The organism is Yoonia sp. D2-7, assembly GCF_055809435.1.
In genome coordinates this window covers 462,432-488,775 of record NZ_CM147912.1, presented here as the reverse complement: position 1 = coordinate 488,775, position 26,344 = coordinate 462,432, and the positions used below count along the sequence as shown (strand labels likewise).

Below are 26,344 nucleotides of genomic sequence, written 5' to 3'. Positions count from 1 at the left end.
AGCGATGCTCGCGCTCTCTGAACTCACGTTGTCCCATTTCCGGTCGCACCGCCGTGCGGTACTAGAGGTCGACGCGCGACCTGTGGCCATCTACGGCGCAAACGGCGCTGGAAAGACCAATCTGATCGAAGCGATTTCGATGCTGTCCCCTGGTCGGGGGCTGCGGCGGGCAGGCATGGACGATTTGATCCGCAGGCCGGAATCACTGGGCTGGAAGATCACGGCAGTCCTGCAATCGCTGAACCAAACCCACGAAATCAGCACTTTCGCCGAACCTACGCAATCGCGCCAAGTGCGGATTGATGAAAAGACGTCACCCCAGACCGCCCTAGGTCGCATCGCACGCATCTTGTGGCTGGTGCCGTCGATGGATCGCCTTTGGATAGAAGGGGCCGAAGGACGCAGGCGTTTTCTGGATCGTGCCACGCTCAGCTTTACACCGTCCCACGCCGAAGCGGTGTTGTCTTATGAAAAGGCCATGCGCGAACGCAATCGGCTGTTAAAGGACATGGTGCGCGACCCGCATTGGTACGTCGCCCTTGAACGGCAGATGGCCGAAGCGGGCGCCGTGATCCACATGAACCGCACGAACACGATCAATGAATTGAACACCGCACAGGCCAACGCCACGACCGCGTTTCCGACTGCGGATCTGTCGCTTGCTAATCCTGACGGCGGTTGCGAAACGCCGGGGGATCCAGCCGCGCTTGTCGACGCTTTCGCCCAGAACCGACCGCGTGACTTGGCCGCGGGACGCGCACTACATGGTCCGCACAGGTCTGATCTGGGTGCGACCTATGCCGAAAAAGGCGTCCTAGCGAAAGACTGTTCAACCGGCGAACAAAAAGCGCTGCTGATTTCGCTCATTTTGGCGAATGGGCGGGCGCTGACACGGGATTTCGGTGCACCGCCCATCTTGCTGCTTGATGAGGTGGCAGCGCACCTTGACGCAGGTCGTCGCGCGGCACTTTATGATGAAATCTGCACATTGGGCGCGCAAGCTTGGATGACTGGCACAGGGCCAGAATTGTTCGGGGAACTTGGCCACCGTGCGCAATTCATCGAAGTCGGAGACGACACTGGCGCATCAACAGTCACACAAAGGGACGCACCATGACAAAACTTCCAGTACAGCGGGTCAGCCTCATCACGCTTGGCGTCGCAGATCTCGCGGTTTCGCGGAAATTCTACGGGGATCTTGGTTGGACACCCAAAGATGAAGTGCCGGGTCAGGTGATTTTCTATCAGATACATGGTGCGGTTCTGGGGCTATTCGGGATCGAACCGCTCGCTGAAGATCAAGGGCGACCAGAAGCAAAGCTCGGCACGGGCGCGATGACCCTTGCACAGAATTTCCGCAACGAAGCCGAAGTTGACGAAGCCTACGCGCATGCACTGGCTGCCGGGGCAACTGCGCTCAAGGCACCAGAAAAGGTCTTTTGGGGCGGCTATTCAGGCTATTACGCTGATCCGGACGGTCATCCGTGGGAAGTTGCGTTTAACCCGTTTTGGGAACTTGATGACGACGGCGTTCAAACTTTACCGGACGAGGCACCAGCTGCATGACGCTTTCCCCAGCCGACCTGCTGCTCTACGCGGGTGCCTTGCTTGTTCTGTTCCTAACGCCCGGTCCGGTTTGGGTCGCGCTGATCGCACGCACGCTATCTGGCGGTTTTAACGGTGCATGGCCCCTCGCCCTTGGTGTGGTGATCGGCGACGTCCTTTGGCCTCTTGTCGCGATCTTTGGACTGACTTGGCTAGTTTCCCTGTACGGCGGGATACTCCAAGCAATCAGTTGGGTCGCGTGCGTGATGTTTATCGCAATGGGTGTGCTTCTTATCCGGCACGCGGATAAAACCATCGCAAGCGATAGCCGTCTCACAAAACCTGGTATGTGGGCTGGATTTATAGCTGGGCTCGCCGTCATCTTGGGCAATCCAAAGGCGGTTTTGTTCTATATGGGCATGCTGCCCGGGTTCTTTGATCTGACTGCGGTGACGGGCTATGACATCGCAGCAATCTGCACCCTGTCCTTTATCGTACCACTAATCGGCAACCTGACTTTGGCTCTGTTCATCGGCAAAGCCCGCGCGCTTTTGACGTCGCCAACAGCCCTGAAACGAACCAACATCATCGCTGGCTTTTTGCTGATCGGCGTCGGCCTAATTATCCCTTTCGCGTGACACAAAATGTAGCGGCAAACGCGTGACATTGCCCCCGAAAAAGCATATATTTTGGGGGTAGATACACGGGATAATACATATGTCTGACGACCAGCCGAACAACGCTGAATACGGCGCCGATTCCATCAAGGTTCTCAAGGGCTTAGATGCAGTTCGCAAACGGCCAGGCATGTACATCGGTGACACCGACGATGGGTCTGGTTTGCACCACATGGTCTACGAAGCCGTGGACAACGGAATTGACGAAGCGTTGGCCGGCCATGCGGACCACGTTAGCGTCACGATCCACGCCGACAACTCTGTTTCCGTCGGTGATAATGGGCGCGGCATCCCCGTCGATATGCATAAGGAAGAAGGCATTTCAGCGGCCGAAGTCATCATGACCCAGCTGCACGCCGGTGGTAAATTTGACAGCAACTCCTACAAGGTGTCCGGCGGTCTGCACGGCGTGGGTATTTCAGTTGTAAACGCGCTGTCCAATTGGCTGGAACTGCGCATTTGGCGTGACGACAAAGAACATTACTGCCGTTTCGAAGAATCCGTGACCACAAAATCGCTCGAAGTTGTGGGCCCAGCAAACGGCCGCAAAGGGACAGAGGTTCGTTTCCTTGCTTCGACTGACACGTTCTCAAACCTCGACTATTCGTTTGATACGCTCGAAAAACGCTTGCGCGAGCTGGCATTCCTAAACTCTGGCGTGCGTATCATTTTGAAAGACGAACGTCCTGCGGAACCTCTTGAAGCGAATTTGTACTACGACGGTGGCGTAAAAGAGTTTGTGAAATACCTCGACCGCTCAAAAACAGCCGTCATGGAAGAACCCATCTATGTTGTCGGCGAAAAGGACGACATCGGCGTAGAAGTCGCGATGTGGTGGAACGATAGCTACAACGAAATGGTCCTGCCTTTCACAAACAACATTCCACAACGCGATGGCGGCACGCACATGGCGGGCTTCCGTGGCGCGCTGACGCGGACAATCAACGCCTACGCGCAGTCATCAGGTATCGCGAAGAAGGAAAAGGTTAGCTTCACTGGGGACGATGCCCGTGAAGGCCTAACATGCGTGTTGTCCGTCAAAGTTCCTGATCCTAAATTCTCCTCACAAACCAAAGATAAACTCGTGTCTTCCGAGGTGCGGCCAGCGGTAGAATCCCTCGTAGGGGAAAAACTGTCAGAATGGTTTGAAGAAAACCCTAACGTCGCCAAGCAAATCGTTGGAAAGATCGTCGAGGCAGCATTGGCGCGTGAAGCGGCCCGCAAGGCCCGCGAACTGACGCGGCGCAAAAATCCGATGGATGTCAATTTCTTAGCGGGTAAGCTCAAGGATTGCTCTGAAAAAGACCCATCCAAAACCGAAGTCTTCTTGGTGGAGGGTGACTCCGCTGGCGGGTCCGCCCAAACGGGTCGTGACCGTCAAACGCAAGCCATCCTACCGCTTAAAGGTAAAATCCTGAACGTCGAACGCGCCCGTTTTGACCGAATGCTCGGCAGTCAGGAAATTGGTAACCTCGTTATGGCGCTCGGAACGGGCATCGGCCGTGACGAGTTCAACATAGATAAACTGCGCTACCACAAGGTCGTCATCATGACCGATGCGGACGTTGACGGGGCGCACATCCGGACGCTGTTGCTGACATTCTTCTTCCGTCAGATGCCGGAACTGATCGAAGGTGGCTACCTCTACATCGCGCAGCCGCCGCTTTACAAAGTGTCGCGCGGTAAGTCTGAAGTTTACCTCAAAGATCAAACCGAAATGGAAGATTACCTGATCGAACAGGGCATCGATGGTGCGATTTTACGGCAGGGAAACGGCGAAGAGATTCTTGGCGCGGACCTGAAACGCGTTGTCGACGAAGCACGTCAGCTCAAGCGAGTTTTGGACGCGTTTCCAACGCATTACCCGCGTCACATCCTTGAACAGGCCGCCATCGCAGGCGCGTTCGTGCCCGGTGTTGTCGACAGCGATTTGCAGGGTACCGCAGACCGCGTGGCCAAACGTCTCGACCTCATCGCATTAGAATGGGAACGCGGCTGGGCCGGTCGCATCACGCAAGACAAAGGTATGCGCCTTGCCCGTATCCTACGCGGCGTTGAAGAGGTGCGGACACTGGATGGTACGATGTTACGCTCAGGCGAGGCGCGCCGCACTGGATCCTTCACCAAATCGTTGCAAGACGTCTACAACCTGCCTGCAACACTGGTCCGCAAAGACAGGTCGCAAGCGATCTATGGACCGCTTGATCTGTTGAAAGCCATTCTTGAGGAAGGCGAAAAAGGTCTATCTTATCAGCGCTATAAAGGCTTGGGCGAAATGAACCCAGATCAGCTGTGGGAAACCACACTTGATCCGGATGCGCGGACGCTTTTGCAAGTAAAAGTCGAAGATCTGGCCGACGCCGATGACCTGTTTACCAAGCTGATGGGTGACGTGGTGGAACCACGACGCGAGTTCATTCAGAATAACGCGTTGAGCGTCGAGAACCTGGATTTCTAAATCAAAAAGGCCCGCACAGCGCGGGCCTTTTCTTTATTTATTAACGACTTAGAACGCCCATTCGCCTTTGCGCATCACAGGTACTTTTTCACCCGATAGCGTCACACCATCGATATCAACGGCGTCCGACCCCATCATCCAATCGACGTGGATCAGACTTTGGTTGCCGCCCTTTTGTTGCAACTCTTCGGGTGCCAATTCAGAACCGCCTTCGATGGTGTCCGCATAGCACTGGCCAAGCGCAATGTGGCACGATGCATTTTCGTCAAACAACGTGTTGAAAAACAGCACGCCGGACTGCGAAATCGGGCTGGAGTGCGGAACCAAAGCAACCTCGCCAATACGGCTGGCCCCATCGTCTGTCGCGAGCAATGCGCGCAGCTGATCTTGCCCTTTCGACGCCGTCGCTTCTACGATTTTGCCTGCCTCGAAGCGGACGGAAATATCTTCAATAACATTACCTTGGTGCGCAAGCGGCTTGGTCGCAGACACCGTACCGTCGACCTTATAGGCATGCGGACACGTGAACACTTCCTCAGTCGGGATGTTCGGCTGACACACAACACCATTCAGTGCAGGCGATGCCCCACCCTTCCAAATATGGCCTTCAGCGAGGCCAAGTTGCAGGTCAGTGCCCGGTCCTGTGTAATGCAGGGCGTCAAATTTTTGATCGTTCAGCCACTTCACACGCTTCTTCAGTTCAGCTGTGTGATCTGCCCAATTGGCAACCGGATCGTCGCCATCCAAACGAGACGCATCGTAAATCGCATCCATCAGCTTACCTTGCGCTTCCTCCACAGGCAGATCTGGGAAGACGCGCGCCGCCCAACCGGCGCCGGGATAGGCAACAATATTCCAGTTCACCTCAAAACCCACAATCGGGTTCATCGCCGGTTTTGCCGCGATTGAAGTGGCTTTTGACAGCCGCGCCACCTTGCTTGAGTCTTGATCAGCCAGCAGCATCGGATCATCGCCTGTAATCGCCATACGCGCGGCGCCACCCTTAAACGCAGCGGCAAGACCTTCGTAGAACCATGCAGGCGCATGGTCAAAACTGCTATCGTCGGCGTTTTCATAGCGCGCCAAGGTAATTGCATCGTCGCTAAAGAATGGCATGACAACGCCAGCACCCGCCTTGTAGGCATGCACTGCGATGCGCTGAACCAGCGGCAACGCGGACATCGGGGCCGTGATCACCAGATCCTGGCCCTTCTGAAGATTTACACCTGTACGCACAGCGACTTCGGCAAGCCGGTCGAGTTTCACAGGATCGATATGGTCGGACATGGTGCACCTCAGTTTTGAAAACTGTGCCAACCTACGCCCGACCACCATAAGGTCAACCAGTTAAGAAATGCCTGCGACAGCTTTCACTTCGAGATATTCCTCAAGCCCCCAAACAGATCCTTCGCGCCCATTTCCGGACTGCTTGTACCCGCCAAACGGGGTCACGCCGCCTAAGAAATTGCCGTTAACTTCGACCATTCCCGACCGCATCCCCCGCGCCATTCTCTTAGCCTTTTCAGGATCTTGGGTCTGCACATAGTTCCCCAAACCGTATGGTGTGTCATTTGCGATCGCCAACGCGTCGGCTTCGTCCTTGAATGGAATAATCACCAATACCGGACCAAAAATTTCTTCGCGCGCAATCTTCATATCATTGTTCACATCGGCAAAAATCGTGGGCTTCACAAAATAACCAACGTCCATGCCGTCAGGACGCCCTGTGCCACCAGCAACAAGGCGCGCGCCTTCATCAATTCCATCTTGGATCAAACCCTGCACTTTGTGCCAATGCACATCGCTGACGAGTGGGCCGATGTGTCGACCGTCTTTTTGCGCGATCCCGACCTCTTGCTTTTCAGCCAGCCCTTTGGCGGTTTCGACAACTTGATCATAAATGCTTTCTTCAACCAACATGCGGGTCGGCGCGTTGCATGACTGGCCCGTGTTTTGGAAGCAATGGCGCACTCCACGGGCAACAGCCTTTTCATCAGCATCCGCGAAAATGACGTTTGCACCCTTACCGCCCAGCTCGAGACTGACACGCTTGACGCTATCTGCGGCGGCCTTTGTAATCAAAGCACCTGCACGCGTTGACCCTGTAAAGCTGACCATATCGACGTCAGGATGCACCGACAGCTGCGAACCGACACCGGCACCGTCACCATTTACCATATTAAAGACACCAGCAGGGAAACCCGCTTCATCAATCATTTCGGCCAGAAGGATCGAAGACAGCGGCGCAATCTCTGACGGCTTCAGCACAACAGTGCAGCCAACTGCCAACGCCGGTATTACCTTCAGCGTGACTTGGTTCATGGGCCAGTTCCACGGTGTAATCAAAGCGGCAACGCCAATCGGTTCGTGGTAGATCCAATCATCGCCGCTCTTGCGCTCAAAATCATACGCGCGCGCTGCACGGATTGCTTCCTTGATGTGCCAAGCACCTGCGCCCCACTGAGACGACTCGGACAGCGACTTCGGGGCCCCCATTTCCAGCGACATCGCCTCCGACATCTCTGTCTTTTTCGCCTTATAGATCACTTCGAGCCGTTCCAATGCGGCAAGACGTTCTTCTAAAGGGGTCGCAGACCATGCAGGAAAAGCAGCCTTTGCGGCTGCAACAGCGTCGTCGGTATCTGATTGAGAACCAACAGAAATTACGGCACATTGCTGTTCAGTCGACGGGTCAATGACGGCCAGATCAGCCGCAATTGCCGGCGCAACCCATGCGCCATTAATGTAAAAATCACGTTTCTCGATCATGCTGATATCCTCTTGTCAGCGGCACCTCACGGAAGGCGGCGTTGAACCTAATGGTCGATCAACAGGGGCTAGTTGATGCTCGCCTAACTGTTCATCTCCGCGCGGGCTTCGTCCGCTTTGGCCCGCGCAACATTCCGTTTCATGACCAAAGATGCACATATCACACCACAAGTGACAATCCCGATCATGATCGTTGATAGTGCATTAATTTCTGGCGTCACACCCAACCGCACCGCCGAAAAGATTTTGATTGGCAACGTCGTTGATGATGGACCCGACGCAAAAGATGCAATCACCAGATCATCAAGCGACAAGGTAAACGCCAGCAGCCAACCCGCGATCACAGACGGTGCGATAATCGGCAATGTCACGGATCGAAACGCATCAAATGGCGTGCAGCCAAGATCAAGCGCAGCCTCTTCCAGCGACTTATCAAAACTGATCAAACGCGACGATACCACGACCGATACATAACACATCGAAAACGTTGTATGGGCCAAGACAATCGTCAAGACGCCACGATCTAAGTCTATGGCAATAAAGAAAAGAAGCAGTGAAAGCCCTGTGATCACTTCGGGCATGACCAATGGCGCATAGACCATTCCAGAGAACAATGTGCGCCCGAAGAAACGGCCACCACGGACCATGACATATGCCGCCATCGTACCAAGAACAGTGGCCAGCGTTGATGACCAGAAACCCACCTTGACGGTCACCCAAGCCGCGTCAAGAAACGCATCGTTTTGAAGTAGTTCGGCATACCATTTTGCAGAAAATCCGGCCCACACCGTGACCAACCGGCTTTCGTTGAAGCTGTAGATCACGAGGATGATCATTGGCAGATAGAGAAACACGAATCCCAACGTCAGCGACGTCGCATTGAACCAGCTAAAGCGCCTCATCCGTCCTGCTCCCGCTGCTTCTGCTCATTGCGCTGGAATAGGATGATAGGGATGATCAAGATCAACAACAGTATAACCGCGACCGTCGATGCCACTGGCCAGTCACGGTTCGAAAAGAATTCTTCCCACAAAACCTTACCAATCATCAGCGTGTCTGAACCACCAAGCAGCGATGGTATGACAAATTCGCCCAGCGCGGGAATGAACACAAGAAAGCAGCCAGCAATGACGCCCGACTTTGCAAGGGGTGCCGTCACAAGCCAAAACGCTTGGGTCCGCGTGCAACCAAGGTCTTCCGCCGCTTCAAGCAGGCTATCGTCCATCTTTTCCAACGCGGCATAGATCGGCAGCACCATGAACGGCAGATAGGTGTAGACGATCCCGATATAGACGGCGACGCTGGTGTTCAGGATCGTCAAAGGCGTATCAATGATTCCGAGACCTAGCAGCAGCTGGTTAAGATATCCTTCCGTTCCAAGGATGCCGATCCACGCGTAGACCCTGATCAGGAACGATGTCCAGAACGGCAAGATGATTAACATCATCAAGGTCGGGCGCCACTCTTCGGCGGCTTTGGCCATTCCGTAAGCGATTGGAAACCCAACCAAAAGCGTGAAGAATGTGGCGATTAACGCAATCTTCAAACTAGATAGATAGGCTTTCCAATACAGGTCATCCCCGGTCAGAAAGGCGTAATTGTCCCAGTTCAGTTCAGCAAAAAATGCATTAATGCCTGCCCACCCAGCAGCAATATCAAGCTGCGGACCATAAGGGGGAATAGACAGTTCGTAGTAAGAAAAACTGATGCGCAGCACGATAAGGAACGGCACAAAGAACAGCGCAAGCAACCATACATATGGAACCGCAATGAGGATGAAGCGGCGCATCCTACGCGGTCAACACGACACCAGCGGTGTCGGTCCAAGCAAGCCAAACGCGATCTTCCCATGTAAAGCTACGCCGCGCGATCCGCCGGTCGTTGGCGGTTTGCGCTTTGATAATTTGTCCATTCGGCAATTCGACATGGTAAGTCGAAATATTGCCGAGGTAGGCGATGTCCAACACAGCGCCTTGCACCTTATTAGGGCGATCCCGCGGTTCATCACGTGAAATCGCGATCTTTTCGGGGCGTATCGCATAGGTGCAGCGGACATCACCACTCAGGTCAGTTTTCGCAGAAATCGGCTTCTGCCCTTCTGCCCAAGAAATCGTGGCAACCCCATCAGCAACCATCGCACGGCCTTCGATCAAATTCACTTCACCAATGAAATCAGCGACATAAACAGAATTTGGCGTCTCATAAATCCGATCAGGGGTTGCGACCTGCACGATCACACCGGCGTCCATCACCGCAACACGGGACGCAACAGTCATCGCCTCTTCTTGGTCGTGCGTGACGATAACAAACGTCGTTCCAGTTTTCTCCTGAATATCCATCAGTTCAAATTGGGTTTCATGTCGCAGCTTCTTATCAAGCGCGCCTAGCGGTTCATCCAGCAGCAACAATTTCGGGGCCTTCGCAAGCGATCTGGCCAAAGCAACGCGTTGCCGCTGTCCCCCGGATATCTGATGAGGTTTCCGTTTGGCGAATTTTTGCAGACGCGTCAGACGCAGCATTTCATCAACCCGCGCAGGAATATCAGCGCGATCCATATTTGACCGTTTCAGGCCAAAAGCGATGTTGTCATACACCGTCAAATGCGGAAACAGCGCGTAGGACTGGAACATCATGTTCACCGCGCGTTGGTTCGGCGGCACATTCGCGATGTCTTTCCCGTCCAATTCAATCGAACCCGTCGTCGGTTTTTCAAACCCGGCCAACATCCGCATCAAGGTCGTCTTCCCGCAGCCCGAAGGACCAAGAAGTGCAAAGAATTCCTTCGCATAGATGTCGAGCGTCAGATCATCGATGGCGGTAAAATCGCCAAATTTCTTCGTCACATTGCGAAACCGGATCAGCGGTTTTTCTGCAGCATCCTCCCAAGGGGCAAAAACATCTTGCGGCGATTGCGCCATGTTGAGGTCTCACATGTTGAAGAAACGCACGCGCACCGGTCTATCCAGTGCGCGCTTTGTCATTGTGCTGGCGTTTATGTCCCAGACTTCACTTTCGTCCACAGACGGGTCACAGACCGCTGGACGCGCGCGTCATACGGCGTAGTCGTATACAGATTTTCAAGTGTCGCTGCATCTGGGTAGATCGCGGTGTCACCAATCACGTCCTCAACCAGCAATTCTTGCGACGCCAGATTGCCGTTCGCGTAATAAACATAGTTCGACGCATCAGCCATGTTCTGGGCATCCATGATGAAGTTCAAGAACTTATGCGCCGCTTCAGGGTTCGGTGCGTCCGCTGGAATAGCCATCTGGTCAAACCACATCAATGCGCCTTCCACGGGGGCGTTGTAGGCGATTTCGACACCATTGTCGGCTTCCCATGCGCGATCTCGTGCCTGCAAAACATCGCCGGACCAACCAAATGCAACACAAATATCCCCGTTCGCCAACGCGTTAATGTATTCGGACGAATGGAACTTTTGAATATGCGGGCGCACGGCCATCAGGACATCTTCTGTCTTGGCAATCACATCAGGATCTTGGCTATCAGGATCTTCGCCGATGTAGTTCAATGCAGCCGGGATCATCTCGGCCGGTGCATCTAGAAAATGAACCCCACAGGCCGCCAGCTTTTCCATGTTTTCCGGATTAAACACCAGATCGAGCGAATTGATCGGTGCATCTTCACCGAGAATTTCTTGCACCTTGCCAACGTTTACACCAAGGCCCGTCGTGCCCCACATATAGTTGATGGAATATGCATTATTCGGATCATACTGCGCGGTACGATCCTTAATCACGTCCCAAAGATTCCCCACGTTGGACAGTTGGTCTGCGTCCAATTCTTGAAACGCACCCGCAGAAATCTGGCGTTGTAAGAACGTCCCGGACGGCACCACAACATCGTAACCGGACGATCCCGCCAGCATTTTCGTTTCAAGCACTTCGTTGCTGTCAAAAACGTCATAGATCAGGTCGATACCTGTTTCTTCTTCAAACTTGGTAAGCAGCTCTTCGTCGATGTAGTCGGACCAATTGTAGACCCGGACTTCTTCGGCAAATGCCGCACTGGCGAAAGTCGTCGTGGCCAGCAGCAAAGCAATCTTTTTCATCGGTATCTCCCGTCGATGGCTTTGAGAGTCTCTTGCTCTCGTATGGTTGATATGATCAATTTCATTCAGCCATTGCAATACAAACAGGTCTTGCGGCTCCGCATTCGGACTGCGGCACAACGCAAGGTGGCATGTCCCAGCCCAAATAGGATGCATCTGATGAATAAGATCTCAAACCATATGCCGACTGCCGAATTGCAGGCACTTGATGCAGCCCATCACATGCATCCATTTACCGCCGGCGCAGAACTGGCTGCCGCAGGTGCACGGGTCATTACCTCTGCAAAAGGTGTCACGCTAACAGACAGTGAAGGTAAAACATTGCTTGATGCGATGGCCGGCCTCTGGTGCGTGAATATTGGCTATGGACGTGATGAACTGGCCGAAGCCGCATCGCGCCAGATGCGTGAACTGCCCTACTACAATACTTTTTTCATGACGACACATGTGCCTGTGATCGCCCTGTCTGCGAAGCTGGCCGAACTTGCACCTGACGGGTTCAACAATGTGTTTTACGCGGGTTCTGGGTCTGAAGCCAACGACACGAACATCCGGATGGTGCGCCATTATTGGTCTGCGAAAGGCCAGCCCGAGAAAAAGATCATCATCAGCCGCAAAAACGGGTATCACGGTTCGACTTTAGGTGGCGCAAGCCTTGGTGGCATGATTCCGATGCACCAACAGGGCGGACTGCCGATCCCCGACGTGCATCACATTGATCAGCCAAACTGGTGGGCCGAAGGTGGTGATATGTCACCCGAGGAATTCGGCCTTGAACGTGCGCGCCAGCTCGAGGCCGCAATTGCCCACTACGGCGAAGACAAAATCGCGGCATTCATCGCGGAACCCGTGCAAGGTGCTGGCGGCGTGATCGTTCCACCTGAAACCTACTGGCCTGAAATTCAGCGCATTTGTGACGCGCATGACATCCTATTGATCGCGGATGAAGTAATCTGCGGTTTTGGACGCACCGGCGAATGGTTCGGGTCCACAACCTACAACATCAAGCCGCATATCATGACAATCGCCAAAGGTCTGTCGTCCGGATATGCGCCGATTGGCGGATCATTGGTCTGTGATGAAGTCGCCGATGTGATCAACAATGCTGGCGATTTTAACCACGGATACACTTATTCAGGCCATCCTGTGTCTGCGGCCGTTGCATTGGAAAACCTGCGTATCTTGGAAGAGGAACGTATCGTCGAAACCGTTCGCGACGAAACCGCGCCATACCTGAAACAGAAATGGGAAGCGCTGACCGAACACCCGCTGATTGGCCAAGCCTCGATCAAGGGGATGATGGCTTCGGTCGCCATGACACCGCATAAAGAAAGCCGCGCTGCGTTCAAAACACCCGGTGCGATGGGGTATTATTGCCGGACGCGTTGCTTTGAAAACGGATTGGTCATGCGTCACGTGGGCGACCGCATGATTATTTCGCCGCCGCTTGTGATCAAGAAGGACGAAATCGACACTTTGATCGATCGCGCGGTGCAGTCGCTTGATGAAACATACGCTTGGGCGAAATCCGAAGGGCACATGACCGCGTGAAGCTTGATCTGCTCACAGCCAACGACACGCAGGGCGCATATCCCGCGTCTTACTACGCCGCGACCGCGCCTCAACTTCCGCCCTTCCCAACGGCGAAGGGCGCGATCACTTGCGATGTATGCGTCGTTGGCGGCGGCTACACGGGTCTGTCTGCGGCCTTGCACTTGGCGGAAAAAGGATACGATGTCGTCCTACTAGAGGCACAGCGCGTCGGCTTCGGCGCATCGGGACGCAATGGCGGTCAGGTCGCGACCGGTCAGCGCGTCGAAATGGACAGCGTGGAAAAAATGGTCGGCATGGGCCCCGCGAAAGCGTTGTGGGACCTATCGCTCGACTCCGTTCAACTCGTCAAAGACCTGATCACGCAACACGACATGGATGTACCGTTCCATGACGGCATCATCGAAGCAGCCCATCGCGCCCGCTTTGTGCCCGATTACCACGAATATGCAGCGCATCTGGAACGCGTTTACGGCTACACGCAGGTCACGACACTGGATCGCGACGCAATGCGCGATCACGTCGGGTCGCCAGCATATTACGGTGGCACGTTGGATATAGGCAGCGGCCACATTCATCCGTTGCGCTATGCAATAGGCCTTGCGCGAGCGGCGCAATCGGGGGGCGTGCGCATTTTCGAAAACAGCAAAGTAACCAACTTGTCGCACGGAACGCCTGCCAAAATCGCGACGGAACATGCTGATATCTCAGCGACTTATGTAGTGCTTGGCTGTAACGGATACCTTGGCGCTTTAGATGGCAAGGTCGCCAAAAAGGTCATGCCGATCAACAACTTCATCGCCGCGACAGAACCGCTTGATGATCATACAGCCAAAAACCTGATCCGGTATAATCACGCCGTCGCGGACAGTAAATTTGTTATCAATTATTTCCGCTTGTCCGATGACAATCGCATGCTGTTCGGCGGCGGCGAAAGCTACGGTTACCGCTTCCCCAAAGACATTGCGGCAACTGTCCGCAAACCGATGTCTGAAATTTTTCCCCAACTAAAGAACGTAAAAATAGACTATGCTTGGGGCGGCACCCTTGGGATCACGATGAACAGAATGCCCCACTTTGCCCGACTGGCTGGCAATGTGCTCACGGCCAGCGGATATTCGGGGCACGGCGTTGCGATGGCGACATTGGGCGGAAAAATCGCAGCTGATGCAATCGCAGGACAGGCCGAAAAATTTGACCTTATGGCGTCGGTTCCTACAACAGCATTCCCTGGGGGATCGCGACTGCGCGCGCCGTTGCTCGCAGCGGCGATGATCTATTACAGCTTAAGAGACCGCCTTTAAGCGACAACTTCAAAACTGAAAGTGAACCGCAGAAGGTCAGCGTCGCGGGTACGCGTAAAATCTGCATGCAATTGCGTCGCAAACGCTTCCAGTAATTGCTGGCCGATGCTCGCGGGCGTGGCTTCTTTTAGGTTTCGATCTCGGATTTCCACTGACAGCACACATCGGTTGCCAGCGCGGAACGACAACAGCAAAACTTCAGGAACTTGGCCTGTTGGCACGACGTCCTTCAAAGCGATATTCAATGCTTCAGCCGTCAGCAATGACAGCGGAACTGCTTGATCGGGCAGTAAATTTGCCTCCGAAATATCGCGTGAAATAGTCAGGGATTGGCCAAGTGATCGGGCAACCTGTTCCACGCGATCCACGATTTCATTCAGCAAAGGTGCGACTGGCACTGCCCCCGCCGTGCTGGATTGATACAAATCAGCATGGACCGTAGCCAAGCTAATCACCCGATCTTGTATGCGCCGAAGAACGCTGATCATTTCGGGATTTTTTGTGTCGCGAAGATGCATACTTAGGATCGACGACATCATTTGAAGATTGTTCTTCACGCGATGATGCACTTCACGGATTAAAACGTACTTTTCAGCAGTCGACTGTTTAGCTTTTTCAACATCGGCCACGCTGCTTTCGGCCATTTTGTCGAAGGCAGCATATAACCGCGCAAGGTCAGCTGACATGTGGGTGGTCGATGTTTGAGGCTGATGTTCACCGGTCTGCAAGAACCGGCTCATCCGGCGGCGCAACTGCTTGGTCTGGCGCGCTGATCGATCATGCCAAACTGCACGACCCGTGAAAATCGCAAGCAAACTCGCAATACTCAGAAACGCATAACGATCCAATCGCCAGGTTTGCGGCAAGATCAGCGTACGGTCCCATTCTGCAATGAAGACGTCATCAGCAGCAGGCACCCCGATCACAATGGTCGGCCTTTCTGACAGGACGGTCGGCTCAAGAACAGCGCTATCAAGATCGAATTCGAACGTATCGCCACTGATCCATTCGCCATCACGACCATACAGCCCGAGGTGCAACAGCCCGTCACCTTGCCCCGCTTCGCTGACCACATTGATGTCACCGCGTTCTTTCTCAAGCGTCGTTGCAACGAGCAAGCTATGCACTTTCGCGAACGCAATCGCGTTATCCTGCCGATGCGTTGCGCCCACATAGAAGGTCGCGAAAAGGGCCACGACAAACAACAACGCGGCAATGACCACCGGTCGCCCGTAACGATCAACCAGAGCATCTGACGGTCGAAAAACCATGCGTTTCAAAGGCTTCGCGAAACGACTGCAATCGTTGATTTATCGGTCAACTCTATCGGTCCGTCGCCCAATTCTAAAATCTCGGCAATGCGCGCACGGGCACGGTTCACACGACTTTTCACGGTGCCCAATGCCACACCCGTCATTTCAGCCACTTCGATATAGGAAAATCCGGACGCCCCGACCAAAATAAGCACTTCGCGTTGGTCATCAGGAAGCTGGCTGAACGCTTTCATGAAGTCATTGTACTGCAGGCGACCATCATGATCCGGTTTCACCGCCAAACCGGCTGTCAACAAACCATCAGGATCGCTGGCTTCACGGTGGTATTTCCGACGAGACGAATAATATGTGTTCCGCAAAATGGTGAACAGCCAAGCCCTCATATTCGTTCCGGGTTCATATTTGTCGAAATTAACCAGCGCCTTAAGAACCGCGTCTTGCACAGCGTCATCCGCTGCTGATCTGGACCGTGTTAAACTGATTGCAAACGCGCGCAATGCCGGCAAATGGCTGATCAGTTCATCGCGATATGTGTCGCTCATGCGTCGCCATCCTTTTTCGCGTTCAACTGATCCTCTGCCCGAATAACGGCGAGAAGGTCTTGAAAACGGTCCGGGAGGCTCTCTTTCAAAAGCTCTTGGTACATAAGTTTTAAGTTTTGATCTATCAGGGCATCGACGTCACCCCGTAATGGGTCGTGGTCATCCTCTGACATGATTTACTGGCTTTCTCATAGGGAATGGCATTACTCTATACAAACTCAACAACGTTGCAGCTAACTTTGTTCCCTACCAGCTACTAAAGAATAAACGGATGTCGAACTATGCACGATCTTGCGGACCAACTCACGATAGAATTACCCTACCTCCGCAGATATGCACGCGCACTTACAGGGGCACAGGCCAGCGGCGATGATCTGGCTTACGAAACCCTTCAAAGAATACTCAACGACCGGACAGCACTAATAGCTGATACACCGCTGCGTGTGGCTGTTTTTAGGATTTTTCACCAGCAATGGACCGCGATGGCGACCGCCCCATCGGCAATCGATCAAGGCGACCATGCGCACGCGCAGAAACGGCTTGCCGATCTTGCACCCGATTCTCGCGAAGCCCTTCTGTTGAGCACCATCGAAGAATTCACCTCGCATCAGGTCAGCATTATCCTCGATACGGATATCGAAACTGTTCACTCGCTGATCGCGCAAGCCAAGTCGGACATGAAACGGTTGTCCGAAGGGCTCATCCTGATCATCGAAGACGAACCTATTATTGCATCAGACCTTTCGCGGATCGTGGAACTCGCAGGCCACCGTGTGACTGGCGTTGGGCGTACACGAGAAGAGGCCGTCAAGCTTGGCAAAAAAACGAAGCCGGACCTCATTCTTGCTGATATTCAACTGGCAGACGGGTCGTCAGGCATTGATGCGACGCATGACCTGATGAAAGAATTTGGCGGGGTGCCTGTCATTTTCATCACGGCTTTCCCAGAACGGCTTTTGACCGGCAACCGGCCAGAACCCGCATTCCTCATATCGAAACCTTACAACGAAAGCCACGTTACATCAGCCGTATCACAGGCGATGTTCTTTGCAACGACGGTACTTCTGGCGAAACCTTAACGGCGCAGCAGGGTTTGACCCAGCGCCAGCTTTGGTTCCAGCTCGACCCGCCGTTCATAGCTGTCAGGACCATCTGCGTAGTGCTTTGCAATCATTTCGGCCGCGGTCTGACCAATCTCTTTCCGGCAGGCATCCATCGTCGCCAACTGCTTCGGCAAGCCATCCAGCAATTCCACGCCGTTAAACCCAGCAAGACCAATCTGGCCCGGCACGTCGATCCCCTTCTCCAGAAGATAAAGCAGACCACCAGCCCCGATCATGTCGTTCGAAAAATATAGAAAATCGACGTCAGGGGTGCGCTCCAACATGGCCTGGGTCATCTCGCGACCCTTTGCCAAGGCAGAACCACCCGAATAGAAATCCTGATCCGCAATCTCGATACCGGCTTTGGCCAGCGTCCGCGTAAAACCTTCGAAACGTTTACGCGCACGGTGATCTCGCGGCATTTTGGTCCCCATGAAACCAATACGTTTGTAACCGGCACCAATGATCTGTTCTGCCATCATCCGACCGGCACGACGGTGCGAAATCCCGACACAGGCATCGATTGGAACACCATCAACGTCCATAATCTCAACAACCGGAATGCCAGCTTGGCGCAACATCGCTTCTGACGCTTCGGAATGCTCCAAGCCCGCGATAATCACACCAGACGGACGCCAGCTCAGCATTTCAAACAGAACTTGTTCTTCTTTTTCAACAAGGTAGTCCGTGACGCCGACAACGGGTTGCAGACCTGTGCTTTCCAACCGTTCCGAAATGCCAGACAGCACTTCTGGAAAAACCATGTTGCTAAGCGACGGGATAACAACGGCGATCAGATTAACACGGCTCGATGCCAAAGATCCGGCGATCTTGTTGGGCACGTACCCCAAACGCTTCGCAGCTTCCTGAACTTTTGTTCGGGTCGCAGCACTCACGTCCCCTTTATTGCGCAGAACGCGACTAACAGTCATTTCACTGACGCCAGAGGCCTCAGACACATCACGAAGGGTAAGCGGGCGGCGTGGTGGTGGGTTCACGGTGTGATCCTGATAGTATCGTTATCCCTTGTTAGACATTCTCAGTGGGCTTGTCCAAGGGATAGGTCACCAAACGTGGTTCCCCGTTGACCATCCATGAAAAGCGCGGCAAGGATCACAGCAAGGCCCCGTGGCTCAACTGGATAGAGCAGCCCCCTCCTAAGGGGCAGGTTGCAGGTTCGAATCCTGCCGGGGTCACCAGACAAATCCTAAATCAGGTTTCCGCACGAATTCCCCGCGCGCCGACGCGATAGGTCATTACCAGTTGCGCACTCGGCGCCGCACAGCCATTGGACGAAGTGGATTACCACGTGCCGCTCTCACAAAGCCTATCGAATGACAGCGGCTTGACGTGCCAAGATTTTCACAATAACCCAACGGCAGGTTGTAGACACCTGCCTCCCGCTGACGTTTGTCTTGGTTAAGTTCTACGGTGTAAATCTCTATCTACCTCTTTCCGCACATCGCGCGGATGGTAATGCGGGTCCCATCTTAAACTGCGCGATCAGGCAAGAGAGATACGGGATATGACAGATACCCCTACGAATTCATTTACCGATGGACCACTTGGTTCCGTCTACCTCAAAACCGCGCTGCCGATCATTTTTGTAATGGGTATGAACGGGTTGTTGTCGGTGGCCGACGCATTGTTTTTGGGAATCCATGTGGGACCCGATGCATTGGCGGCTGTTACCCTGATGTTCCCTATTTATATGTTGATTGTGGCACTTTCCACGCTTGTGGCAAACGGGATGTCCAGCCTGTTGGCTCGGGCGCTTGGGGCCAACGATATGGAAAATGCGCGGGCGACGTTTGCGGGGGCACATGGACTTGCGATTGCGTTGGGCGCTGTTCTGATCGGGTTGTTTATTTTGTTGGGCAAGCCCGTCGCCTTACGCACCGCAGGCGGGTCCGAAACACTTGCAGAAATGGGTTTGACCTACCTGCGGATCACAGTCTTTTTCGCGCCGCTATTGTTCGTCCTGTCGGTGAATTCTGACGCATTGCGGAACGAAGGGCGCGTAGGTTTCATGGCAGCGATGAGCCTGCTGGTGTCCGTTGCCAATATCGTGTTCAACTATGTTTTGATTGCGATTTTGGACATGGGCGTCGCGGGATCAGCCTACGGGACAGCCGCCGCGCAAGCCCTTGCCTTTTGCATTATCACAACATTTCGTTTTGTCGGCGACACCCCTTTACGGCCTGCAACGTTGCTGTCGCATTCGATGTACGGGAAATGGGCACGCATCCTTGCATTGGGCGCGCCACAAAGCCTGAATTTCATCGGTTTGGCGCTGGGGTCTGCGGCAATTATCAGCGCGCTTCAGTGGGTCGGTCGGCCCGGCTACGCCGATACGATTACGGCCTATGGGATCATCACGCGGGTCATCACATTTGCCTTTTTGCCCCTTCTAGGGCTGTCTTTCGCGATGCAAACCATCACGGGCAACAATTACGGGGCAGCACTTTGGAAACGATCCGACGCCAGCCTGCGCGTGGCGCTTTGGGCCGCGTTTGCCTATTGCAGCACCGTGCAAATCATCGTGATGACCATACCAACCCAAATCGCACGCGCATTTGTGGACGATCACGCTGTCATCGCCGAAGTCACCCGCATTCTGCCGATAATGACGAGTGTCTTCTTCGCGGTCGGCCCATTGATGATGGTCGCCTCCTATTTTCAGGCTATCGGATCTGCCACCAAAGCCGCAATCTTAGGGCTGACCAAACCTTACGCCTTTGCGATCCCTTTGACGTTCGCCTTGCCGATCTTCTTTGGTGAAAAAGGGATTTGGTACGCGGGCCCCGTCGCAGAAATGATGCTGTTATGCCTGACAGCATTCATTCTCTGGAACGTCGCACGCACACAGCCCCTCAAATGGGGTCTATTCCACACGAATGAAGGAGCACCACTATGAACACGCAACTTCCATCAGCAGCGCAAGCGAAAGAACAGGCAAAGCGTTTACGCACAAAGATGACCGCCGATGGGACGCCAATCGGGCATGCCAAATCGCTTGAGTTTATCGCTCACCAATATGGTTACCGCGATTGGAACACCATGTTCGCGGCTATCGGAAACGAACCGCCGAAAGGATGGGCCAACGGTGACACCGTTAAGGGCACGTATTTGTCACAACCTTTCACGGCACAGGTGATCGCCGCTTCGGTAGTTAGGCCCGGCTGGCACGAACTGGAACTACAGCTGGATGAACCCGTTGACGTCGTGACCTCCGATAGCTTCACGAATTTTCGCACGCGTATTCGGGGTGTTGTTGGCCCTAAAGGTCATTCAGCCGAACGCACTAGCGACGGGCAGGCCCAGCTTCAAATCGACCTCTGGTAAATGCGTCCCTTTGTTTCAGGCGGTCGGTTCAGCGACCGCCTGCGATGCTTCTTTAACTGCAATTTCAGCCATTTCCATGATCGCATCACGGCTATTCGCAACGGCAATGAAACGGGCGTTGTGGCAGAACTTTGCCCCCTGAACACCTGTCGCAGCTTCAAGCGCTGCATCGGTCAGACCAGCCCATGACGCAGGAAGATCAGCGCGCTGATCAAAGGTGTCATGGGACAGTTTGATTCCATTCAACGTCCAGTCACCGCCACGCGGATTAACAACGAACAGAATGTGATCCGCTTCCATTTTAAGCAATGTCGACCGGTAAGGCATACCCATCGGCAGTTCAAGAATTTCGGATTCGCCAGCTGCTTCAATTGCGGCTTCGACGATTCCAGTGGCGCGGTATTTCGCGGCAATGTTCGCGACAAACGCTTCAACGAAACTGCGCGCAATCGGCAAAGCGTTATGGAATGCATCATCATCAGCAGTCGGAGACGTATCATCAAAAACCGGTTTCAGACTGCCCAGAAGGCTTGGCAACGTCAGAACAGACAAAGGACCCGCAACCGAAGGCTCCATCGCGCCATTGTCCAGCAGATCAATCGGCAGCACGAACTTGGTATCAACAGTCGCATGAACCAGTTCAATATCAGCCTCTGGAACGTCCAGCGCGGCCAGATAGTCGGACCCGAAATGCTTCCATATCAGACCAAACGAACTGAATGGCTGCTCGTCTTCGCGCAATGGGCTAGGCCGTTGGTGATGATCGAAGATCTGGGCGGCGGCGTCATAGTCACCACCGACATCATAAATGATCTTGTCCTCGCCCGGTGTGATCCAGGCTTTGTCGCGGGTGCGAATTAGCGTCGCATCCGGAAACAGGCGGGTCAAAATGACCGAGGACATCAACTCATCCGCGTGAAAACCGCCGGAATGGGTGACAAGATGTGTGATGGTCATTGATAGCTCCGCAGGGTCGATATTGATCAGTCAGAATGAAAAAAGGCGACCGAATTGGCCGCCTTCGGATAGCGATGGGGGAGGAACCGCTTAGTGGGTCCAAGCCCCACGACGGTTTGTCGCAAAGTTTTCGCCGTAACCACCGGGGCGCACATTCGCCTTGCGGGGTTTTGGTTCTTGTACGACCGCGTCGATTCCGTGGTCTTTTGCGTAATCAAGGGCGGCTTCTTTCGAATCGAACGTCAGGCGCACTTGCGCTTGCGTATCCGATGACGACGTCCATCCCATCAACGGGTCAACGTCGCGACCAGTCTCGTTTACATGCTCCAAAACCCAATGACGGGTCTTTGCCGTGCCGGATGACATGGCTGTTCTCGCAGGCTTAAAAATACGTGCACGCATGAGGATCTCCTTGATGGCCGACTTATGTAAAAATCGGGCGGATAATGCAAGGTTTCCCGATCAATGGGATTAACGAACTCTGTCGCGTGGCATCACTCCCCAATCAGGGGTTGAAGCTTTGCTGCGAAACGCCAAATGTATGGTATCCCGCAAGGAGCCCCCAATGCCGTACGCCCAGACCGACAAATCGCCCGATATGCCCTTCATGGCGAACCCTGCTCCGGATGTGCGGACGCGGGAAAAACTTGAGGGCGGTCAACGGTTTAAGCTCGTGACCGAATTCGATGCAGCCGGCGATCAGCCCGCCGCGATCAAAGAATTGTCCGAAGGTGTGCTGTCTGGTGAACAGAACCAAGTGCTGTTGGGCGCCACCGGTACCGGCAAAACATTCACGATGGCAAAGGTCATCGAAGAAACCCAGCGTCCTGCGATTATTCTGGCCCCGAACAAAACACTTGCGGCCCAATTATACGGCGAATTCAAAGGGTTCTTTCCCGAAAACGCCGTTGAGTATTTCGTAAGTTATTATGACTACTATCAACCGGAAGCCTACGTTGCGCGATCAGACACTTACATCGAAAAAGAAAGTCAGATTAACGAACAAATTGACCGTATGCGCCATTCGGCCACGCGTGCGCTGTTAGAACGCGATGATGTGATCATCGTGGCCTCCGTGTCTTGCATCTACGGTATCGGGTCCGTCGAAACATATGGGGCCATGACGCAGGATATCTACGTCGGCCAAAGCTACGATCAGCGCGGTATCATCGCCGACCTAGTGGCCCAGCAATATCGCCGCAACGATCAGGGATTCCAGCGTGGTTGTTTCCGTGTGCGTGGCGATAGTCTCGAAGTGTGGCCAGCCCACCTTGATGATAAAGCATGGAAACTGTCGTTCTTTGGCGAAGAACTGGAAAGCATTACAGAATTTGACCCTTTGACGGGCCAAAAAACTGGCACCTTCGAAAAGGTCCGCATCTATGCGAACTCACACTACGTAACGCCGAAACCAACCATGCAGCAAGCTGTTGTTGGGATCAAAAAAGAACTACGCATGCGCTTGGACCAGTTGGTCGCCGACAGCAAATTGTTGGAAGCACAGCGGCTGGAACAGCGGACAAACTTCGACCTCGAAATGCTTGAGGCGACGGGCGTCTGTAACGGCATCGAAAACTATTCGCGCTATCTAACAGGCCGCGCGCCGGGCGAACCGCCGCCCACCCTTTTCGAATTTATCCCTGACAATGCCATCGTGTTTGCGGATGAATCCCACGTGTCCGTCCCGCAAATCGGCGGTATGTATAAGGGTGACTTTAGACGCAAAATGACGCTGGCCGAACACGGGTTCCGGCTGCCGTCCTGTATGGACAACCGCCCGCTGAAATTCGAAGAATGGGACGCCATGCGCCCGCAGTCTGTCTTTGTCTCGGCGACCCCATCCGCATGGGAACTGGATCAAGCCGGAGGTGTGTTTGCTGAACAAATCATCCGTCCTACTGGACTAATTGACCCGAAAATTGAGATCAGACCCGTCGAAATGCAGGTCGACGATCTACTCGACGAGGTCCGTAAAGTCAGCGCCGATGGCTACCGTACGCTGTGCACCACGCTGACCAAACGCATGGCCGAAGACCTAACCGAATACATGCATGAACAGGGCATTCGTGTCCGCTATATGCACTCCGATATCGACACGATTGAACGGATCGAAATCCTGCGGGATCTGCGGCTTGGCGCTTTCGACGTGCTCATCGGCATTAACCTTTTGCGCGAAGGTCTCGACATTCCCGAATGTGGGCTCGTCGCGATCTTAGACGCCGATAAAGAAGGTTTCTTGCGTTCTGAAACGTCGCTAGTTCAGACCATCGGTCGTGCGGCACGAAACGCGGAAGGACGCGTGATCATGTACGCCGACCGGATCACCGGTTCGATGGAACGTGCGATGAAAGAAACCGAGCGCCGTCGCACCAAACAACAGGCCTACAACGAAGAACACGGCATCACGCCGATGACCGTCAAGAAGAACGTCGAAGACATTCTTGCGGGTCTGTACAAAGGCGACGCCGACATGAACCGCGTCACCGCCAAAATCGACAATCCGCTTGCGGGCGGAAACCTGCAAACCGTTCTCGACGGGCTGCGGACCGACATGCGCAAGGCGGCTGAGAACCTCGAATTCGAAGAAGCGGCGCGCCTGCGTGACGAGGTCAAACGCCTCGAAGCGGTCGATCTTGCCGTGTCGGATGATCCGCTTGCGCGGCAGCAAGCCGTCGAAAAAGCGGTGGTCGAAGCGGGTGTCAAATCTGGGCGCAGTACCGGCGGTCGCGGCGGGATGCGTGGCGGTAAATCGCGCTATGGCGGTAAGAAATAGGCGCTAGACCTTCAATGGTCGCGCCCATTTTACATTGCCATTGGTGTATTTACCGCTGACCAGCACCCCCTTCTTTGCGGCGTGCGGGAACCGGACGCGCCAGTCACGAAATTTGTCTTGCGTCACGATCCGCGCTCTAAGATCGGTCGCGCACTTCAAGATCATTTCGTCTGCAACAACGCCCTTATCGACGACAACAATATGGCCAATTGGGACACCGATGAGCGGGGCAAGCGTTTCCTCAGTATAGTAGCGTTCACCCACTTTATACCCCACATTTGCGTCAAAAAAGACGATAGGGCTGAAGCCCGCCATCTCAAGACTTCGCAAAACCCGCGCCAAAACACCTAGCGATGGATCGCCGCCCCAATGCATCACATTAGACCCATCGACGACAATCGCATTGCGCGGCGCAGTGTCATCGGACGGCACAGCATCTGTCGCCCTCCCCCGCAGTCGCAACAGCAGAAGTATGACAAAGATGATCGCCGCCGGAGCAAGCAAAAGAAGATCAGAAAGCATGCCGCACTTGAATCAACGCGGCACGCTGAATGCAACCCTAGTCCGCAGTTGCGCCAAGATCGAAAGTCTCATCCGGAAAGAACTTTGCCAAACGAATATCCGCAGAACGGGCATGGCCTTCCATCCCCTCCATCCGCGAAATCCGCGCTGTCGCCTCTGCAACCGATTTGGCCGCGTCGCGTGTTGATCGCTGCCACGTCACTGTTTTCATGAACTTACCAACGAACAAACCACCAGTGTAACGCGCGGCACCTGAAGTCGGCAAAACATGGTTTGGACCTGACGCTTTGTCACCAAAGGCAACTGTCGTTTCTTCACCCAAAAACAACGACCCGTAGTTCGTCAAACTATCCAGATACCAATCCAGATCAGCGCACATAACGGTCAAATGTTCGGGCGCGATACGGTCGGATTCTGCGACAATTTCATTGCGGTCTTCGCACAGGATCACTTCGGCATAATCCCGCCACGCAGCGCGAGCACTGTTTGCGTTCAGCTCTGGCAGATCGTCGATCAATGCGGGCACGCGGGCGATCACCTTTTCGGCCAATGCGCGATCATCTGTCACCAACCAAACCGGTGAATTGGGGCCATGTTCAGCCTGACCCACAAGGTCCACAGCCACGATTTCGGGATCAGCAGAACTGTCAGCAAGCACGAGCGAATCCGTAGGACCAGCAACCATGTCGATCCCCACCTGACCGAACAAAACGCGTTTTGCTTCAGCGACATAGGCGTTACCGGGACCCACCAGAATATCCGCCTTCGGCAGATCAAACAAACCGGTCGCCATGGATGCAACGGCCTGCACACCACCCATGTTCAAAATCGTATCAGCGCCGCACAGGTCCATCGCATACAGGATGGAATCGGGGATACCTTTGCCTGGCGTTGGCGGCGAACACGCGGTGACATGACCAACGCCAGCAGCCTTGGCCGTCGTCACAGTCATAATCGCAGACGCAATATGGGCGTACCGTCCACCCGGAACATAGCAACCGGCCGCGTTCACCGGAATTTGCTTTTGCCCCGCAATCAGGCCCGGCATGATTTCGACTTGGGTGTCGACGATCGTTTCGCGCTGTGCCAGCGCAAACCTTTTCACATTGGCATGCGCGAATTGGATGTCCTTTTTGACCTGCTCCGGCAGGTTTGCTTTGGCAGCATCGATATCGGCGCGTGTCGCAACAATCGGTCCATCCCATTTGTCGAACCGTTTTGCTAATTCGGTCGCTGCGGCCTCTCCGCCCTGTGCAACCTCATCCAACAGCGCGCGCACGGCAACGCTGACATCGGCATGGTCTTCTTCGGCGGTCCGGCTTGCGGTTTTCAGATACTCGGCCATCGTGAAACTCCTTAGGTGTCAGCGCCACATGGCCATGGACAAACAAAAAGGCAAAGCGTGAAAACGCCTTGCCTTGATGTGTTTTGGTTGGCTGAAAGCCGATTTAG

At 54.2% G+C, this 26,344-nt stretch carries 24 protein-coding genes and 1 tRNA gene; 11 read left to right on the top strand and 14 right to left on the bottom strand.

The annotated features are described in order from the left end of the window. The first annotated feature begins 4 nt into the window (after window positions 1-4). The 4 genes from recF (at window position 5) to gyrB (ending at window position 4,680) form a co-directional block, all read left to right on the top strand. Entirely contained in the window at window positions 5-1,117 is a 1,113-nt protein-coding gene (gene recF, locus AC0L7R_RS02225) for a DNA replication/repair protein RecF (protein ID WP_473658615.1), read from the top strand. Further along, entirely contained in the window at window positions 1,114-1,566 is a 453-nt protein-coding gene (locus tag AC0L7R_RS02220) for a VOC family protein (protein WP_473658614.1), read from the top strand. The genes recF and AC0L7R_RS02220 overlap by 4 nt, the downstream gene beginning before the upstream one ends. Continuing rightward, a complete protein-coding gene (locus AC0L7R_RS02215; protein WP_348107163.1) occupies window positions 1,563-2,183 on the top strand; it encodes a LysE family translocator in 621 nt (206 codons plus the stop codon). The genes AC0L7R_RS02220 and AC0L7R_RS02215 overlap by 4 nt, the downstream gene beginning before the upstream one ends. Window positions 2,184-2,262: 79 nt before the next feature. After that, window positions 2,263-4,680 (top strand): DNA topoisomerase (ATP-hydrolyzing) subunit B, encoded by a 2,418-nt coding sequence (gene gyrB / locus AC0L7R_RS02210; protein WP_247127716.1) that lies wholly within the window; start codon window positions 2,263-2,265, stop codon window positions 4,678-4,680. Window positions 4,681-4,728: 48 nt separating this feature from the next. Here gyrB and AC0L7R_RS02205 read toward each other — a convergent pair whose 3' ends face one another. The 6 genes from AC0L7R_RS02205 to AC0L7R_RS02180 all read right to left on the bottom strand — a co-directional run bounded on the left by AC0L7R_RS02205 (window position 4,729) and on the right by AC0L7R_RS02180 (window position 11,521). Next, complete coding sequence (locus tag AC0L7R_RS02205; RefSeq protein ID WP_473658613.1) at window positions 4,729-5,967, bottom strand: aminopeptidase; 1,239 nt, start codon at window positions 5,965-5,967, stop codon at window positions 4,729-4,731. A 60-nt stretch (window positions 5,968-6,027) separates the two neighbouring features. Next, on the bottom strand, window positions 6,028-7,449 hold the full coding sequence (locus AC0L7R_RS02200) for an aldehyde dehydrogenase family protein (RefSeq protein WP_473658612.1): 1,422 nt from the start codon (window positions 7,447-7,449) through the stop codon (window positions 6,028-6,030). A gap of 83 nt (window positions 7,450-7,532) precedes the next feature. Next, complete coding sequence (locus tag AC0L7R_RS02195; RefSeq protein ID WP_473658611.1) at window positions 7,533-8,351, bottom strand: ABC transporter permease subunit; 819 nt, start codon at window positions 8,349-8,351, stop codon at window positions 7,533-7,535. Then, on the bottom strand, window positions 8,348-9,238 hold the full coding sequence (locus AC0L7R_RS02190; protein ID WP_473658610.1) for an ABC transporter permease subunit: 891 nt from the start codon (window positions 9,236-9,238) through the stop codon (window positions 8,348-8,350). The genes AC0L7R_RS02195 and AC0L7R_RS02190 overlap by 4 nt, the downstream gene beginning before the upstream one ends. A gap of 1 nt (window position 9,239) precedes the next feature. Further along, window positions 9,240-10,367, bottom strand: a complete 1,128-nt coding sequence (locus AC0L7R_RS02185; RefSeq protein ID WP_473658609.1) for a polyamine ABC transporter ATP-binding protein — start codon at window positions 10,365-10,367, stop codon at window positions 9,240-9,242. A gap of 74 nt (window positions 10,368-10,441) precedes the next feature. Then, a complete protein-coding gene (locus tag AC0L7R_RS02180) occupies window positions 10,442-11,521 on the bottom strand; it encodes an extracellular solute-binding protein (protein ID WP_473658608.1) in 1,080 nt (359 codons plus the stop codon). Window positions 11,522-11,680: 159 nt separating this feature from the next. Between AC0L7R_RS02180 and AC0L7R_RS02175 the strand changes: the two genes are divergently transcribed. Next, window positions 11,681-13,072, top strand: a complete 1,392-nt coding sequence (locus AC0L7R_RS02175; protein WP_473658607.1) for an aminotransferase — start codon at window positions 11,681-11,683, stop codon at window positions 13,070-13,072. After that, entirely contained in the window at window positions 13,069-14,376 is a 1,308-nt protein-coding gene (locus tag AC0L7R_RS02170) for an FAD-dependent oxidoreductase (protein ID WP_473658606.1), read from the top strand. Before AC0L7R_RS02175 ends, AC0L7R_RS02170 begins: the two co-directional genes overlap by 4 nt. On the opposite strand, the gene AC0L7R_RS02165 is transcribed toward AC0L7R_RS02170, so the two are convergent. The 3 genes from AC0L7R_RS02165 to AC0L7R_RS02155 are packed head-to-tail and all read right to left on the bottom strand — an operon-like array spanning window position 14,373 to window position 16,365. Next, entirely contained in the window at window positions 14,373-15,647 is a 1,275-nt protein-coding gene (locus AC0L7R_RS02165; protein ID WP_473658605.1) for a histidine kinase dimerization/phosphoacceptor domain -containing protein, read from the bottom strand. The two genes, AC0L7R_RS02170 and AC0L7R_RS02165, sit on opposite strands and share 4 nt — an antisense overlap. A gap of 5 nt (window positions 15,648-15,652) precedes the next feature. Next, window positions 15,653-16,192 carry an RNA polymerase sigma factor gene (locus AC0L7R_RS02160; protein ID WP_247127726.1) on the bottom strand — a complete coding sequence of 180 codons (540 nt, stop codon included), beginning with the start codon at window positions 16,190-16,192 and terminating at the stop codon, window positions 15,653-15,655. Next, window positions 16,189-16,365 carry a NepR family anti-sigma factor gene (locus AC0L7R_RS02155; protein WP_281501988.1) on the bottom strand — a complete coding sequence of 59 codons (177 nt, stop codon included), beginning with the start codon at window positions 16,363-16,365 and terminating at the stop codon, window positions 16,189-16,191. Before AC0L7R_RS02155 ends, AC0L7R_RS02160 begins: the two co-directional genes overlap by 4 nt. A gap of 108 nt (window positions 16,366-16,473) precedes the next feature. On the opposite strand from AC0L7R_RS02155, the gene AC0L7R_RS02150 reads away from it, so the two are divergent. Then, entirely contained in the window at window positions 16,474-17,271 is a 798-nt protein-coding gene (locus AC0L7R_RS02150; RefSeq protein WP_473658604.1) for a PhyR family response regulator anti-anti-sigma factor, read from the top strand. On the opposite strand, the gene AC0L7R_RS02145 is transcribed toward AC0L7R_RS02150, so the two are convergent. Next, window positions 17,268-18,293, bottom strand: coding sequence for a LacI family DNA-binding transcriptional regulator (locus AC0L7R_RS02145; protein ID WP_473658603.1), 1,026 nt, complete (start codon window positions 18,291-18,293; stop codon window positions 17,268-17,270). The genes AC0L7R_RS02150 and AC0L7R_RS02145 overlap by 4 nt on opposite strands. A 124-nt stretch (window positions 18,294-18,417) precedes the next feature. Here AC0L7R_RS02145 and AC0L7R_RS02140 point away from each other — a divergent pair. The 3 genes from AC0L7R_RS02140 (at window position 18,418) to AC0L7R_RS02130 (ending at window position 20,640) form a co-directional block, all read left to right on the top strand. Then, window positions 18,418-18,494: transfer RNA gene (locus tag AC0L7R_RS02140), tRNA-Arg, on the top strand. 326 nt (window positions 18,495-18,820) lie between these two features. Beyond that, entirely contained in the window at window positions 18,821-20,212 is a 1,392-nt protein-coding gene (locus tag AC0L7R_RS02135) for an MATE family efflux transporter (protein ID WP_473658602.1), read from the top strand. Next, window positions 20,209-20,640 carry a glyoxalase superfamily protein gene (locus AC0L7R_RS02130; protein WP_473658601.1) on the top strand — a complete coding sequence of 144 codons (432 nt, stop codon included), beginning with the start codon at window positions 20,209-20,211 and terminating at the stop codon, window positions 20,638-20,640. The genes AC0L7R_RS02135 and AC0L7R_RS02130 overlap by 4 nt, the downstream gene beginning before the upstream one ends. Before the next feature lie 15 nt (window positions 20,641-20,655). On the opposite strand, the gene AC0L7R_RS02125 is transcribed toward AC0L7R_RS02130, so the two are convergent. Together AC0L7R_RS02125 and AC0L7R_RS02120 are read right to left on the bottom strand one after the other, a co-directional pair. Further along, window positions 20,656-21,597 carry an MYG1 family protein gene (locus AC0L7R_RS02125; protein WP_473658600.1) on the bottom strand — a complete coding sequence of 314 codons (942 nt, stop codon included), beginning with the start codon at window positions 21,595-21,597 and terminating at the stop codon, window positions 20,656-20,658. 90 nt (window positions 21,598-21,687) lie between these two features. Further along, entirely contained in the window at window positions 21,688-21,999 is a 312-nt protein-coding gene (locus AC0L7R_RS02120) for an ETC complex I subunit (protein WP_348394158.1), read from the bottom strand. A gap of 163 nt (window positions 22,000-22,162) precedes the next feature. Between AC0L7R_RS02120 and uvrB the strand changes: the two genes are divergently transcribed. Then, window positions 22,163-24,370, top strand: a complete 2,208-nt coding sequence (uvrB, locus tag AC0L7R_RS02115; RefSeq protein ID WP_473658599.1) for an excinuclease ABC subunit UvrB — start codon at window positions 22,163-22,165, stop codon at window positions 24,368-24,370. A 3-nt stretch (window positions 24,371-24,373) separates the two neighbouring features. Here uvrB and AC0L7R_RS02110 read toward each other — a convergent pair whose 3' ends face one another. Both AC0L7R_RS02110 and hisD read right to left on the bottom strand, forming a co-directional pair. Next, the gene (locus tag AC0L7R_RS02110; protein ID WP_473658598.1) at window positions 24,374-24,892 is read right to left on the bottom strand and encodes an NYN domain-containing protein; all 519 of its coding nucleotides are present in this window, start codon (window positions 24,890-24,892) and stop codon (window positions 24,374-24,376) included. A gap of 37 nt (window positions 24,893-24,929) precedes the next feature. Continuing rightward, window positions 24,930-26,237 carry a histidinol dehydrogenase gene (hisD, locus tag AC0L7R_RS02105; RefSeq protein ID WP_473658597.1) on the bottom strand — a complete coding sequence of 436 codons (1,308 nt, stop codon included), beginning with the start codon at window positions 26,235-26,237 and terminating at the stop codon, window positions 24,930-24,932. Between the last annotated feature and the right edge of the window lie 107 nt (window positions 26,238-26,344).